General features: G+C 58.8%; 15 protein-coding genes. 14 read left to right on the forward strand and 1 reads right to left on the reverse strand.

Annotation, left to right across the window (positions count from 1 at the left end):
• The first annotated feature begins 17 nt into the window (after positions 1-17).
• The 14 genes from leuS (at position 18) to OXR61_RS05450 (ending at position 14,696) form a co-directional block, all read left to right on the forward strand.
• On the forward strand, positions 18-2,600 hold the full coding sequence (leuS, locus tag OXR61_RS05385; RefSeq protein ID WP_021508578.1) for a leucine--tRNA ligase: 2,583 nt from the start codon (positions 18-20) through the stop codon (positions 2,598-2,600).
• 14 nt (positions 2,601-2,614) lie between these two features.
• On the forward strand, positions 2,615-3,214 hold the full coding sequence (gene lptE / locus OXR61_RS05390; protein ID WP_021508579.1) for an LPS assembly lipoprotein LptE: 600 nt from the start codon (positions 2,615-2,617) through the stop codon (positions 3,212-3,214).
• Positions 3,211-4,242: a DNA polymerase III subunit delta gene (gene holA / locus OXR61_RS05395; RefSeq protein WP_021508580.1), complete on the forward strand. Its 1,032-nt coding sequence runs from the start codon at positions 3,211-3,213 to the stop codon at positions 4,240-4,242. The genes lptE and holA overlap by 4 nt, the downstream gene beginning before the upstream one ends.
• Positions 4,235-4,879, forward strand: a complete 645-nt coding sequence (gene nadD, locus OXR61_RS05400) for a nicotinate-nucleotide adenylyltransferase (protein WP_021508581.1) — start codon at positions 4,235-4,237, stop codon at positions 4,877-4,879. The genes holA and nadD overlap by 8 nt, the downstream gene beginning before the upstream one ends.
• Positions 4,880-4,971: 92 nt before the next feature.
• The gene (rsfS, locus tag OXR61_RS05405; protein WP_021508582.1) at positions 4,972-5,289 is read left to right on the forward strand and encodes a ribosome silencing factor; all 318 of its coding nucleotides are present in this window, start codon (positions 4,972-4,974) and stop codon (positions 5,287-5,289) included.
• A gap of 3 nt (positions 5,290-5,292) precedes the next feature.
• Positions 5,293-5,763: a 23S rRNA (pseudouridine(1915)-N(3))-methyltransferase RlmH gene (gene rlmH, locus OXR61_RS05410; RefSeq protein ID WP_021508583.1), complete on the forward strand. Its 471-nt coding sequence runs from the start codon at positions 5,293-5,295 to the stop codon at positions 5,761-5,763.
• Between the two features lie 34 nt (positions 5,764-5,797).
• On the forward strand, positions 5,798-7,702 hold the full coding sequence (mrdA, locus tag OXR61_RS05415) for a peptidoglycan DD-transpeptidase MrdA (protein WP_021508584.1): 1,905 nt from the start codon (positions 5,798-5,800) through the stop codon (positions 7,700-7,702).
• 8 nt (positions 7,703-7,710) lie between these two features.
• Positions 7,711-8,823 (forward strand): peptidoglycan glycosyltransferase MrdB, encoded by a 1,113-nt coding sequence (gene mrdB / locus OXR61_RS05420; protein WP_031279886.1) that lies wholly within the window; start codon positions 7,711-7,713, stop codon positions 8,821-8,823.
• A gap of 10 nt (positions 8,824-8,833) precedes the next feature.
• Positions 8,834-9,934, forward strand: a complete 1,101-nt coding sequence (gene rlpA / locus OXR61_RS05425) for an endolytic peptidoglycan transglycosylase RlpA (RefSeq protein WP_021508586.1) — start codon at positions 8,834-8,836, stop codon at positions 9,932-9,934.
• A gap of 118 nt (positions 9,935-10,052) precedes the next feature.
• Entirely contained in the window at positions 10,053-11,264 is a 1,212-nt protein-coding gene (dacA, locus tag OXR61_RS05430; protein WP_021508587.1) for a D-alanyl-D-alanine carboxypeptidase DacA, read from the forward strand.
• A 93-nt stretch (positions 11,265-11,357) separates the two neighbouring features.
• Entirely contained in the window at positions 11,358-11,621 is a 264-nt protein-coding gene (gene ybeD / locus OXR61_RS05435) for a DUF493 family protein YbeD (RefSeq protein WP_010618866.1), read from the forward strand.
• 69 nt (positions 11,622-11,690) lie between these two features.
• On the forward strand, positions 11,691-12,341 hold the full coding sequence (gene lipB, locus OXR61_RS05440; protein ID WP_031279887.1) for a lipoyl(octanoyl) transferase LipB: 651 nt from the start codon (positions 11,691-11,693) through the stop codon (positions 12,339-12,341).
• A gap of 176 nt (positions 12,342-12,517) precedes the next feature.
• Complete coding sequence (gene lipA, locus OXR61_RS05445; protein ID WP_021508589.1) at positions 12,518-13,483, forward strand: lipoyl synthase; 966 nt, start codon at positions 12,518-12,520, stop codon at positions 13,481-13,483.
• Between the two features lie 157 nt (positions 13,484-13,640).
• Positions 13,641-14,696: a hypothetical protein gene (locus OXR61_RS05450; protein WP_267411062.1), complete on the forward strand. Its 1,056-nt coding sequence runs from the start codon at positions 13,641-13,643 to the stop codon at positions 14,694-14,696.
• A 77-nt stretch (positions 14,697-14,773) separates the two neighbouring features.
• On the opposite strand, the gene tatE is transcribed toward OXR61_RS05450, so the two are convergent.
• Complete coding sequence (tatE, locus tag OXR61_RS05455; protein ID WP_010618871.1) at positions 14,774-14,977, reverse strand: twin-arginine translocase subunit TatE; 204 nt, start codon at positions 14,975-14,977, stop codon at positions 14,774-14,776.
• Positions 14,978-14,988 lie beyond the last annotated feature (11 nt).

A 14,988-nucleotide genomic window follows, 5' to 3' on the forward strand; every position in this document is an offset into this window, starting at 1 on the left:
AAGGACCACAGGCAGCCATGCAAGAGCAATACCGCCCGGAAGAGATAGAATCCCGCGTCCAGCAGCACTGGGACGAAAACGAAACCTTCAAAGTGACCGAGCAGGAAGGCAAAGAGAAATACTACTGCCTGTCTATGCTGCCCTATCCTTCTGGCCGCCTGCACATGGGCCACGTGCGTAACTACACCATTGGCGATGTGATTGCGCGCTACCAGCGCATGCTGGGCAAAAACGTCCTGCAGCCGATTGGCTGGGATGCCTTTGGCCTGCCCGCTGAAGGGGCGGCGGTGAAAAACAACACCGCGCCAGCACCCTGGACCTACGACAACATCGAATACATGAAAAACCAGCTGAAACTGCTGGGCTTCGGCTATGACTGGAGTCGCGAACTGGCGACCTGTCAGCCTGAGTATTATCGCTGGGAACAGTGGTTCTTCACCAAACTGTACGAAAAAGGTCTGGTCTACAAAAAAACCTCCGCAGTCAACTGGTGCCCGAACGACCAGACCGTACTGGCGAACGAACAGGTGATCGATGGCTGCTGCTGGCGCTGCGACACCAAAGTCGAACGCAAAGAGATCCCGCAGTGGTTCGTGAAAATCACCGATTACGCCGAAGAGCTGCTCAACGACCTCGATAAGCTGGAAGACTGGCCGGAGCAGGTCAAGACCATGCAGCGCAACTGGATTGGCCGTTCTGAAGGTGTCGAGATCACCTTTGACGTGGCCAACAGCGCGGAAAAAGTCACGGTTTACACCACTCGTCCGGACACCTTCATGGGGGCAACTTATGTCGCCGTGGCAGCCGGTCATCCTCTGGCGCGCCAGGCTGCCGTCAACAACCCGGCGCTGGCTGACTTCATTGCTGAATGCAGCAACACCAAAGTCGCCGAAGCGGACATGGCCACGATGGAGAAGAAAGGCATGGCCACCGGCCTGCACGCTATCCATCCGCTGACGGGCGAAGAGATTCCGGTCTGGGTCGCTAACTTCGTGCTGATGGAGTACGGCACCGGTGCCGTGATGGCCGTACCGGGTCATGACCAGCGCGACTGGGAATTCGCCACCAAATACGATCTCAACATCAAGCCGGTGGTACTCAACCTCGACGGTACCGCGCCGGATGTCAGCGCCGCAGCGATGACCGAAAAAGGCACGCTGTTCAACTCCGGCGAGTTTGACGGTCTGGACCACGACGCCGGCTTCAATGCCATCGCCGATGCGCTGGCGGCCAAAGGCGTCGGCGTGCGTAAAGTGAACTATCGCCTGCGCGACTGGGGTGTGTCACGCCAGCGCTACTGGGGTGCGCCAATTCCGATGGTGACGCTGGAAGATGGCACCGTGATGCCAACGCCAGAAGATCAGCTGCCGGTAATTCTGCCGGAAGACGTGGTCATGGACGGTATTACCAGCCCAATCAAAGCCGATCCGGAGTGGGCGAAAACCACCGTCAACGGTCAGCCGGCGCTGCGTGAAACCGACACCTTCGACACCTTTATGGAATCATCGTGGTACTACGCGCGTTACACCTGTGCGAACTACAACGAAGGCATGCTGGATCCGGCGGCAGCGAACTACTGGCTGCCGGTCGATCAGTATGTGGGCGGTATCGAACACGCCATCATGCACCTGATGTATTTCCGCTTCTACCACAAGCTGCTGCGCGACGCGGGCCTGGTCAACTCTGACGAGCCGGCCAAACGCCTGCTGTGCCAGGGCATGGTACTGGCCGACGCCTTCTACTACGTCGGCGCCAACGGCGAGCGCAACTGGGTTTCTCCGGTTGACGTTAACGTCGAGCGCGACGAAAAAGGCCGCATCACCAAAGCCATCGACAATCAGGGCCGCGAAGTGATCTACGCGGGCATGAGCAAAATGTCGAAGTCCAAAAACAACGGCATCGACCCGCAGCTGATGGTTGAGCGCTACGGCGCAGATACCGTGCGTCTGTTCATGATGTTTGCCTCCCCGGCGGAAATGACGCTGGAGTGGCAGGAGTCAGGCGTGGAAGGCGCTAACCGCTTCCTGAAACGCGTGTGGAAGCTGGCGTACGATCACGTGGCCAAAGGCGCCACCGTGGCGCTGGATGTCAACGCGCTCAACGATGAGCAGAAAGCGCTGCGTCGCGATCTGCACAAAACCATCGCCAAAGTGGCGGATGACATCGGCCGTCGTCAGACCTTCAACACCGCGATTGCGGCAATCATGGAGCTGATGAACAAACTGCTGCGCGCGCCGCAGGAGAGCGAACAGGATCGCGCCCTGATGCAGGAAGCGCTGGTCGCCGTAACGCGCCTGCTCTATCCATTCACCCCGCACGCCAGCTACGTGCTGTGGCAGGCACTGGGTGGCGAAGGCAGCATCGACGACGCCAGCTGGCCGGTTGCCGATGAAGCGGCAATGGTAGAGGATTCGCTGCTGGTGGTGGTGCAGGTCAACGGTAAAGTGCGTGGTAAAATTACCGTGGCGCCGGATGCGACGCAGGAACAGGTGCAGGCGCGTGCGGCACAGGAGCATCTGGTGGCGAAATATCTGGATGGCGTCACCCTTCGTAAAGTGATTTATGTCCCTGGCAAACTGCTTAACCTGGTCGTAGGTTAAGTTCAGGAGGAACTGTGCGACAACTCGTTATCAGGCTGTTTGTCCTGCTGGCAGTGCTGGTCACTGCCGGCTGTGGTTTTCATCCGCGCGGCACCACGCAGGTGCCACCGGAAATGAAAACGCTGATCGTCCAGAGCGGCGATCCGTATGGCCCGCTGGCGCGCACCGTGCGTCAGCAGCTGCGCATCAACGATGTCAAAATCGTTGAAGACAGCAAAGCGGCCAGTGCGCAATACCCGACGCTGCGTCTCGGCGCGGAGAGCCAGGGACGCGATACTGCGTCGGTATTCATCAGCGGCACCACCGCCGAATACTCGCTGGTAATGACCGTCAGCGCGCAGGTGTTGCTGCCGGGTAAAGGCATTTATCCGATCAGCACCACGGTATACCGTTCGTTCTTCGACAACCCGAACGCCGCGCTGGCGAAGGATGCCGAGCAGGATATGATTGTGCAGGAGATGCGTCAGCGTGCTGCCGAGCAGCTGGTGCGTAAGCTGCTGACGGTACACGCCGCGCAGGAGAGCAACAAAGAGACGCTGCCGCAACCTGAAGTGATTGCGCCAGGTGCGGACTCACCGGAAGTGCCCTCCTCGTCAGCCACCAGTCTGCAATGATCAGGATCTATCCTGAACAACTGCGCGCGCAGCTTCGAGAGGGGCTGCGCGCCTGTTATTTTCTCACCGGTAATGAACCACTGCTGATTCAGGAGAGCGCAGATGCCATCCGCGCTGCCGCCGCTCAGCAGGGCTTCGACGAGCATTTTTCCGTCAGCGTTGATGCGCAGACTGACTGGGAGGCGATTTTCGCCAGCTGTCAGTCGCTGAGCCTGTTCACACAGCGCCAGACGCTGACGCTGCAGCTGCCGGAAAACGGCCCCAACGCCGCCATCGCCGAACAGCTGGTGAAACTGGCGGCGCTGCTGCACAGCGACATTATGCTGGTGCTGCGGATGGCGAAGCTGACCAAAGCGCAGGAAAACAGTGCCTGGTTCAAAGCGCTCAGCGCCAGTGCGGTGCTGGTGCCGTGCCAGACGCCGGAACAGGCGCAGCTGCCGCGCTGGGTGGCCGCCCGCGCGAAAGCCCTGCAGCTGAGTATTGATGACGCGGCAATTCAGCTGCTCTGCTACTGTTATGAAGGTAATCTGCTGGCGCTGGCCCAGGCGCTGGAGCGGCTGTCGCTGCTGTGGCCGGATGGCAAACTGACGCTGCCCCGCGTGGAAGAAGCGGTGAACGATGCCGCGCATTTCACGCCGTTTCACTGGGTTGATGCGCTGCTGGCCGGCAAGAGCAAACGCGCGCTGCACATTTTGCGTCAGCTGCAAAAAGAGGACAGCGAAGTGGTGATTCTGCTGCGCACGCTGCAGCGCGATCTGCTGACGCTACTGCAGCTGCAACGCCAGCAGGCGAAGCAGCCGCTGCGCACGCTGATGGATCAACAACGTATCTGGCAGAACCGCCGTGCCCTGTTCACTGAAGCGCTGCAGCGACTGGATGCGCAACGGCTGCAGCAAGCGGTGCATCTGCTGGCTCAACTCGAACTGACCATGAAGCAGGACTACGGTCAGAATCTGTGGCCGCAGCTGGAGACGCTGTCGTTGCTGCTGTGCCATCGTGATTTTCCGCTGGGTTTAACTGATGTCTGACCTTTACGCGCTGTTTGGCGGCACCTTCGATCCAATTCATTTCGGGCATCTGCGTCCGGTCACCGCGCTGGCGCAGCAGGTTGGCCTGCAAAAAGTGACGCTGCTGCCGAACAACGTGCCGCCGCACCGGCCACAGCCGGAAGCCAGCGCCCAACAGCGCGTGGCGATGCTGCGCTGCGCCATTGCCGATCGTCCGCTGTTTGATATCGACACGCGCGAGCTGACGCGCACCACGCCGTCATGGACGGTGGACACGCTGGAAACCCTGCGCGCCGAGCGCGGTGCACAACAGCCCCTCGGGTTTATCATCGGTCAGGATTCTCTGCTAACGTTAGGAAAATGGCATCGCTGGCAGGAACTGCTGTCGCTGTGTCACCTGCTGGTTTGTCAGCGTCCAGGCTACGCCGCGCAGATGGCTACGCCAGAGATGCAGCAGTGGCTGGATGCGCACCGCGCGCATGAAGTGCAGCAGCTGCATCGCGCGCCGGCAGGCCACATCTGGCTGGCCGATACGCCGCTGTTCGACATTTCTGCCACTGAGATTCGCCAGCGCCGCCATCATGGCCAGGACTGCGCCGATCTGCTGCCGGCGGCGGTGATCGACTACATCGATCGCGCGGGCTTATATCGCGATTGATCGCCGCGTGCTATACTGCGCCGCTTCATTTTTGGCTGCGTTTTCCGGGGCATTCAGCCTGCCCATAATCACCTGTTTTTAAGGGGAACCTTTTGCAAGGCAAAGCACTCCAAGAGTTCGTTATTGATAAGATTGATGATCTCAAAGGCCAGGACATCGTTGCGATTGATGTGCAGGGCAAATCCAGTATCACCGATTGCATGATTATCTGTACCGGGACCTCCAACCGTCACGTCTCCTCCATCGCTGACCATGTGATGCAGGAATCGCGCGCGGCAGGCCTGAAACCGCTCGGCGTCGACGGCAAAGCGGCTGCTGACTGGGTTGTGGTCGATCTCGGTGAAGTGATCGTGCACGTGATGCAGGAAGAGAGCCGCCAGCTGTATGAGCTGGAAAAGCTCTGGAGCTAAACGTTGAAACTGCAGCTTGTCGCCGTCGGCACCAAAATGCCCGACTGGGTTGAGACCGGTTTCATGGAGTACCTGCGTCGCTTTCCCAAAGATATGCCGTTTGAGCTGACTGAAGTGCCGGCCGGTAAACGCGGCAAAAACGCCGACATCAAACGCATTCTGGAAAAAGAGGGTGAAGCGATGCTGGCGGCGGTGGGCAAAGGCAACCGCATTGTGACGCTGGATATTCCCGGACAGCCGTGGGAAACGCCGCAGCTGGCGCAGCAGTTAGAGCGCTGGAAGCTGGACGGGCGTGATGTCAGCCTGCTGATTGGTGGGCCGGAAGGCCTGGCGCCGGCGTGTAAAGCGGCAGCCGAGCAGAGCTGGTCACTGTCCGCGTTAACGCTGCCGCATCCGCTGGTGCGTGTGCTGGTGGCGGAAAGCCTGTATCGTGCCTGGAGTATTACCACCAATCACCCTTATCACCGTGAATAAACGCCTGACAACCTCCAGACAATAAACGCAGCGGATGAAATTACAGAGCAACGCTTTTCGCGATTACACTGCCGAACAGAAACTGTTTGTCCGCCGCGCCCTGGTGGCCTTTGTCGGCATCCTGCTGCTCTCCAGCGTGCTGGTGGTCAATCTGTATCATCTGCAGATCCTGCGCTTCGACGACTACAGCACCCGTTCAAACGAAAACCGCATCAAACTGGTGCCGGTCGCCCCCAGCCGCGGCATCATCTATGACCGCAACGGTGTGCCGCTGGCGCTCAATCGCACCATTTACCAGGCCGAGCTGGTGCCGGAAAAAGTCGATGACCTGAAGCAGACGCTGCAGGATCTGCGGCCGGTGCTGGATTTGACCGACGACGATATCGATGCGTTTGAAAAAGAGCGCAAGCGCTCGCGCCGCTTTACCTCGATTCCGGTCAAAACCGGCCTGAATGAAGTGCAGGTCGCGCGCTTTGCAGTGAACCAGTACCGTTTCCCGGGCGTGGAAGTGAAAGGCTACCAGCGCCGCTACTACCCTTACGGCCAGACGCTGACGCACGTGGTGGGTTACGTCTCGAAAATCAACGATCGTGACGTCAAGCGCCTGGATGAAGAAGGCAAATGGCCAAACTACGCAGCCACCCACGATATCGGTAAGCTCGGCATCGAAAACTATTACGAAGATGTGCTGCACGGCAAAACCGGTTACGAAGAGGTGGAAGTCAACAACCGCGGTCGCGTGATCCGTCAGCTGCATGAGCAGTCACCGCAGGCCGGACGCGATATCTGGCTGACCATCGATCTCAAGCTACAGCAGTACATCGAAACCCTGCTGACCGGCAGCCGCGCCGCCGTGGTGGTGAGCGATCCGCGCACCGGTGAGATTCTCGCGCTGGTCTCCACACCCAGTTACGATCCGAATCTGTTTGTCGATGGTATTTCGAGTAAAGATTATAAGGCGCTGCTCGGCGATGAGAACCGCCCGCTGTATAACCGTGCGCTGCAGGCATCGTATCCACCAGCCTCCACGGTTAAACCTTATGTGGCGGTCTCAGCGCTCAGCGCCGGCGTGATCAACCGTAATACCAGCCTGTTCGATCCGGGCTGGTGGCAGCTGCCGGGCTCGGAAAAACGCTACCGCGACTGGAAAAAGTGGGGCCACGGTCGCCTCAACGTCACCAAATCGCTGGAAGAATCGGCGGATACCTTTTTCTATCAGGTGGCCTATGACATGGGCATCGACCGCCTGTCGGAGTGGATGACCAAATTCGGCTACGGCCACCGTACCGGTATCGACCTGCCGCAGGAGAGCCCCGGTAACATGCCGACGCGCGAATGGAAGATGAAACGCTTTAAAAAGCCGTGGTATCAGGGCGATACCATTCCGGTCGGTATCGGCCAGGGCTACTGGACGGCGACGCCGGTGCAGATGAACAAAGCGCTGATGATCCTGATTAACGATGGCGTGATTAAAGTGCCGCACCTGCTGCGCGCCACCCGTGAAGGCAACAGCATGGTGCCGTATCGCCAGCCGCCGGATGCGCCGATTGGCGACATTCATTCCGGCTACTGGGAGATCGCCAAAGACGGGATGTATGGCGTGGCCAACCGCGCCAACGGCACCGCGCATAAAAGCTTTGCCGATGCACCGTACAAGATTGCGGCGAAATCCGGTACCGCACAGGTGTTTGGCCTGAAAGAGAATGAGACGTACAACGCGCACAAGATTGCCGAACGGCTGCGTGACCATAAGCTGATGACCGCCTTCGCGCCGTACGACAAGCCGCGCGTCGCCGTCACCATGATTCTGGAAAACGGCGGTGCCGGCCCGGCGGTGGGCACCGTGATGCGCCAGATTCTCGACCACATAATGCTGGGCGACAACAATACCGTGCTGCCAGAAGCCGCACCCATGCCGCCCGGCTACGAAGGTGAATAACGATGTCGATGAACGATAGTCCCCAGAAAAGAACGATCTGGACGCGTATCCATATCGACCCGCTGTTTATGCTGATCATCATCAGCCTGCTGGCCTACAGCGCCATTGTTATCTGGAGCGCCAGCGGCCAGGATCCGGGCATGATGGAGCGCAAGCTCGGGCAGATTGCCATGGGCACCATCATCATGCTGGTGATGGCGCAGGTGCCGCCGCGCGTGTATGAAAGCTGGGCGCCCTACCTCTACATTGTCTGCGTAATTTTGCTGGTGGCGGTCGATGCCTTCGGCCACATCAGTAAAGGGGCGCAGCGCTGGCTGGATCTCGGTTTTGTGCGCTTTCAGCCGTCGGAAATCGCTAAAATCGCCGTGCCGCTGATGGTGGCACGCTTCATCAACCGCGATGTCTGCCCGCCAACGCTGAAAAACACCGGCATCGCGCTGGTGCTGATTTTCATGCCGACGCTGCTGGTGGCGGCGCAGCCGGACCTCGGTACCTCCATTCTGATCGCCGCCTCCGGCCTGTTTGTGCTGTTCCTCTCGGGCATGAGCTGGAAGCTGATTGGCGTGGCCGTGCTGCTGGTGGCGGCGTTCATCCCGATTCTGTGGTTCTTCCTGATGCACGATTATCAGCGCGACCGCGTGATGATGCTGCTCGATCCGGAGAGCGATCCGCTCGGTGCCGGCTACCACATTATTCAGTCCAAGATTGCTATCGGCTCCGGCGGCCTGCGCGGCAAAGGCTGGCTGCACGGCACCCAGTCGCAGCTGGAGTTTCTGCCCGAACGTCACACCGACTTTATCTTCGCGGTGCTGGCGGAAGAGCTCGGCCTGGTGGGCGTCCTGCTGCTGCTGGTACTTTATCTGCTGCTGATCATGCGCGGGCTGGTGATTGCCGCACGCGCGCAAACCACCTTTGGTCGCGTAATGTCCGGCGGCCTGATGCTGATTCTGTTTGTGTATGTTTTCGTTAACATTGGCATGGTTAGTGGTATCTTACCGGTGGTTGGCGTGCCGCTGCCGCTGGTGAGCTACGGCGGATCGGCGCTGATTGTGTTAATGGCCGGATTTGGCATCGTGATGTCGATCCACACTCATCGAAAAATGTTATCTAAAAGCGTTTAAGAGGCTGCACATGCGTAAGGACTGGCTTGGGGTTGCTCTGGCATCACTGGTACTGGCTGCCTGTTCCACACCGGAACAGCAGACGAACACGGCCCCGCCGCAGCCGGCCTACAATGGCCCGGTGGTGGAGATTCCCGGCGTGGAGCCGCGCTATGAGCCGATCAATCCCTCTACCAGCCAGGACTACAGCGTCAATGGCAAAACCTACCGGGTGATTAAAGATCCGTCCAACTACAGTGAAGTTGGTCTGGCAACCTGGTACGGCGAAGAGGCGCAGGGCAACCGCACCGCGCTGGGTGAAACCTACGATCCGGACGCGTTAAGCGCCGCACACCCTACCCTGCCACTGCCAAGCTACGTGCGCGTCACCAACCTGGCCAATGGCCGGCAGATTGTGGTGCGCGTCAACGATCGCGGCCCTTACACGCCGGGTCGGATTATTGACCTGTCGCGCGCCGCGGGCGATCGCCTGAATATTTCCAATAACACCCGCGTACGGGTGGATTACATCAAGGTAGCGCCGGACGGTTCAGTATCCGGTCCGGGCACCATCGGCACCACCGTGGCCAAACAGAGCTATGCGCTGCCGGCGCGCCCTGACCTGAGCGGCGGCATGGTGATGACCGGCGCCAGCAGCGCGCCAGCGCCTGCCGCACAGGATGTCCGCGCGGTGGATAACAGTTCACTGCAGAGCAACGGCAACATCGGTGCACCGGTGCAGAGCAGCGGCTTTCTCGGCGCACCGCAGCCGTTAGCCAGCGGCGTACTGGAAGGCAGCGCGCCGGCCACACCGGTTGTCGCCAGCCCTGCCGCACCAGCTGCGGCAGCGGCAGCGAGTCCGGCTCTGGCCAGCCATAACGCCAGCGCCCATGCCGGCAGCGGTTTTGTGGTACAGGTTGGCGCCCTGAATGATGCCGCACGCGCCCGGCAGATGGCGGACAGCCTTGGCCAGCGCTTTGGTGTACCCGGCGCGGTGGAAGCCAATGGCAACGTCTACCGCGTGCAGCTTGGCGGTTTCAGCAGCCGGGCTCAGGCCGCGGCGCTGCAGCAGCGTCTGAGCACTGAAGCGCAGATCAGCTCCTTTATTACCACGGCCCGCCCGTCAATGTGACGGGCCGTGCCCTTGCCTGCTGACACTGAGGCATAAAGCCAGATGTCGCACGATGGCAGCTTTGCTATAGTAAGGCACTTTTTTCACTCTTAACCCCACGGATGCTGTAGTCCTGAACATGAATACGCTGAAACCTTCTCGTTTTCTGAAACGCCTGACAGTGGGATCACTGGTCGCTCTCTCCCTCAGCCACGTTGCCTTTGCAGATGATGTTAATCTGAAAACCATGATTCCGGGCGTGCCGGACATCGATGCCGAAGCTTACGTGCTGATCGACTATAACTCCGGCAAAGTGCTGGCGGAAAAGAACGCGGACGCGCGCCGCGACCCGGCCAGTCTGACCAAAATGATGACCAGCTACGTCATCGGCCAGGCGGTCAAAGCGGGCAAAATCCATCAGGATGACATTGTTACCGTCGGTAAAGATGCCTGGGCGACCGGCAATCCGGTGTTCAAAGGCTCCTCGCTGATGTTCCTCAAGCCGGGCGATCGCGTACCGGTCTCTCAGCTGACGCGCGGTATCGTGCTGCAGTCCGGTAACGACGCCTGCGTGGCAATGGCCGATTACGTTGCCGGCAGCCAGGACGCGTTCGTTAACCTGATGAACAACTACGTGGGCGCGCTGGGCCTGAAAAATACCCATTTCCAGACCGTGCACGGTCTTGATGCTGACGGTCAGTACAGCACGGCGCGTGACATGGCGCTGATTGGTCAGGCGCTGATTCGCGATGTGCCGGATGAGTACGCGGTCTACAGAGAGAAAGAGTTCACCTTTAATAACATCCGCCAGATGAACCGTAACGGCCTGCTGTGGGATACCAGCCTGAACGTCGACGGCATCAAAACCGGCCACACCGAAGCCGCCGGTTATAACCTGGTGGCGTCAGCGACCGAAGGCCAGATGCGTCTGATCTCGGCAGTGATGGGCGGTCACACCTTTAAAGGCCGTGAAACCGAAAGTAAAAAGCTGCTGACCTGGGGCTTCCGCTTCTTCGAAACCGTGGCACCGCTGAAGGCGGGCAAAGAGTTTGCGTCTGAGCCAGTATGGTTTGGCAACAGCGATCGCGTGCAGCTCGGCGTGGAAAAAGATGCCTACCTGACCATTCCGCGCGGCCGCATGAAAGACCTCAAGGCCAGTTACGTGCTGAACAACACCGAACTGCACGCGCCGCTGCAGAAAAACCAGGTCGTGGGCAGCATCAACTTCCAGCTGGATGGTAAAACCATTGAACAGCGTCCGCTGGTGGTGCTGAACGAAGTGCAGGAAGGCGGTTTCTTCAGCCGCATCATCGATTACATCAAACTGATGTTCCATCACTGGTTCGGCTAAGGCGCGCTTGAAAAATCGCCAACCCGTCCCCAGATAAGCTACTATATTGCTCCCGCTTCGGCGGGAGCCTGTTTTTTATGCACCGGAGTTAATATGAAAACCAAACTGAATGAACTGCTCGAATTCCCGACGCCTTTTACCTACAAAGTGATGGGCCTGGCGCAACCGGAGCTGGTTGATCAAGTGGTTGAAGTGGTGCAGCGTCATGCGCCCGGCGACTACAGCCCTGACGTGAAGCCCAGCAGCAAAGGCAATTATCACTCGGTCTCGATCACCATTAACGCCACCCACATCGAACAGGTGGAAACCCTGTACGAAGAGCTGGGCAACATCGAAATCGTGCGCATGGTGCTGTAATGCTGACGCTGGTAAAGGCCGCTTTGCCAGCGTTATACTCTGCCCTCCACTCGCTACCGGACTTCTGCTTTGTCTGCTAATACGCTTCTTGTTCGTCAGCTTGGCCAGCGCGACTGGCAGCCCGTCTCCGATGCCATGCATCACTTTACCGATCGGCGCGACAGCGCCACCGCCGATGAACTCTGGCTGGTGGAACACCCTGCGGTGTTTACTCAGGGCCAGGCGGGCAAAGCCGAACATGTGCTGGTGCCGGGCGATATTCCGGTGGTACAGAGCGATCGCGGCGGCCAGGTAACCTATCACGGTCCGGGCCAGCAGGTGATGTATGTACTGATTGACGTTAAACGCCGCAAGCTTGGCGTGCGCGATCTGGTCACCGCACTGGAAGAGACGGTCATCGCTACGCTGGCTGATTACGACATCAGTGCGCGTGCGCGTGCGGATGCGCCCGGCGTATACGTTGGCGATGCGAAAATCTGTTCGCTCGGCCTGCGCATCCGTAAAGGCTGCTCGTTTCACGGTCTGGCGCTCAATGTTGCGATGGATCTGGCGCCCTTCCTGCGCATCAATCCCTGTGGCTATGCCGGCATGGAGATGACGCAGATCAGCGCTTTCCAGCCCGGCGTCACGCCGGCGGACGTGCAACCGCGCCTGGTGCAGCATTTCGCGCGCCTGACCGGCTTTAGCGATACGGAATGGCATGATGAGGCCGCGCGCTGACCTTGACCGTACGTGCGCATTTACAAAATTGTAACTTTCGCCACGGCTTATCGGCTGCTTCTGCCCCGGCGAGATGATATAATTTTTGCAATTTTTTCAAATAAAGTTGAAAGCCTGGTTCTCAGTTTGAGTGAGGAAGCTTTCAAATCGCAATCCCGACCGGAACCTGCAGATTTATGAGTAAACCAATTCAGATGGAACGTGGCGTCAAGTATCGCGATGCCGACAAAATGGCGCTGATTCCGGTAAAAACCGTGATCACCGAACGCCAGGAAATCCTGCGTAAGCCGGAGTGGATGAAGATCAAGCTGCCTGCGGATTCCAGCCGCATTCAGGGCATCAAAGCGGCGATGCGTAAAAACGGCCTGCACTCGGTGTGTGAAGAGGCTTCCTGCCCTAACCTTGCCGAATGCTTTAACCACGGCACCGCCACCTTTATGATCCTCGGTGCCATCTGTACCCGCCGCTGTCCGTTCTGCGATGTGGCACACGGTCGGCCAAACGCGCCGGACGCCAACGAGCCGCTGAAGCTGGCACAAACCATCGCCGACATGGCGCTGCGCTATGTGGTGATCACCTCGGTGGACCGCGACGATCTGCGTGACGGCGGTGCACAGCACTTTGCTGACTGCATCAGCGCCATCCGCGAGAAAAGCCCGACCATCAAAATTGAAACGCTGGTGCCGGACTTCCGCGGGCGTATGGATCGCGCGCTGGAGATCCTCACGGCTACGCCGCCGGATGTGTTCAACCATAACCTGGAAAACGTACCGCGCGTCTATCGTCAGGTGCGTCCGGGCGCTAACTATGAGTGGTCGCTGAAGCTGCTGGAGCGTTTTAAAGAGGCGCATCCGGACGTGCCAACCAAATCTGGTCTGATGGTCGGTCTCGGGGAAACCAATGCGGAAATCATTGAGGTGATGCGCGATTTGCGTCGCCACGGTGTTACCATGCTGACCCTCGGCCAGTACCTGCAGCCAAGCCGTCACCACCTGCCAGTGCAGCGTTACGTCAGCCCGGCGGAGTTCGATGAGATGAAAGAGGAAGCGCTGGCGATGGGCTTTACCCACGCCGCCTGCGGTCCGTTCGTTCGCTCCTCTTATCACGCTGATATGCAGGCGAAAGGCCTGGAAGTGAAGTAACCTCCTGCCGCGATTGCGCCCTGCCGCGGCGCAATCGCAAAAATTCTGCTTATACCGCTTAATTCCTGTCGCAAATCTGTCGCTTTAACCGCTGAGGCCATAAGAGCCTGTTTATTATTTTTTATTTTCTCAGTGTTTTTTTCATAAAGGTCAGATTATGCAATCATCCTTTCATATCGATGAGCTCGATTTTATGCGGGCGGCGGATGTGTCAGGTCCATCCTCTGGTAGACCGCGAAGCGGCGCGTCGGGCGAAAGCCTGGATGCGCTAAAAGCGCGCACCACGCCCATGGATATCACCAATCCGTTCGTAACGCCCCATGCGTCGTGCGAACTGGCGTTTCTTGCAACCGCCATCAGCATCGACCACCGCTACGACGAAATTCATCTGCACCTGCCGCAAAGCGCGCAGCCTGCGTCTGCGCCCGCGCCCGCGCCCGCACTGCCTTTCACCGAACTGCGCAGCGTAACGCCGGATGAAACGCCGTTGCTGCCAGCGCTGCCGCCGCTGGAGTCAGCCCAGCAGGCCGCCGGCGAGAGCGTCTGGCACAGCCTGCCTGAGGTTCCGGCGCTCAGCCCGGCGCTGTCGCTGGTCAGCGCGCTGCCTGCGGCATGGTATGCAGCAGAACACCAGACGCCCCACCCGTCGCCTGTCCCCACGCTCCCAGTCCGGCAGCCGCTGAGTCTGCCAGAGGTGGCTGTGCTGCGCGACATACGGCAACACGACTATGCGGTGGATTACGACGACAGCGGTGAGCCGAAAATGTTTAGCGGCACGCTGGCGGCGGGCGCTCAGGTGCATATTTATATCGATAATGTGCTGATTGAAGTGGTAACGGGCGACGCACAGGGTCACTGGCAGTTCGCTCAGCCCGCCGATTTAAGCGCGGCACAGCATGTATTCAGTGCAGAGTTCGTCGATGAACAGGGGCATGTCAGCAGCCGTTACAATAAGTTGATTACCGTACTGCCGCAGCCTGCCGCTATTATCACGCCAATTGATGACAGCGATCTCAGCGCGATTGATTGTGCACTGATGGAACTGGCGATGCAGCAGGATGATATTGCGCCCGCTCTTCTGCCGCTGACCTTCAGCGAAGCATGGCTGGATGAGTGGCACAGCGCTGACAGCAAGCTAACCGCCAGCGGCGATCACGGCGGCAACCTGCCAGGCTGGGATGAACCGCTGGAACATCACATTGTATGGCACTAAAAAACGAAAACCAGACTGTGGCAGTCTGGTTTTTTAACGTAATAAATATTTACACTTATTGACGTTCAGCGCAGAGATTACTCTTTATGGCCGACGCGTTCAGCAGGCGTTTCTTCGGCACTGCTTTTGGTTGCGGTGGATTCATCATCTTTCATGGCTTTTTTAAAGCCCTTGATTGCGGAACCCAGATCGCCACCCAGTGAACGTAACTTGTTGGTGCCAAAAAGCAGTACGATAAGCGCACCGATGATCAGCAGTTTGGCAATACTGATACCTTCCATATTTTACCTTT

Source organism: Pantoea sp. GM_Pan_4 (genome assembly GCF_026541005.1).
GTDB classification, from domain to species: domain Bacteria; phylum Pseudomonadota; class Gammaproteobacteria; order Enterobacterales; family Enterobacteriaceae; genus Pantoea; species Pantoea dispersa.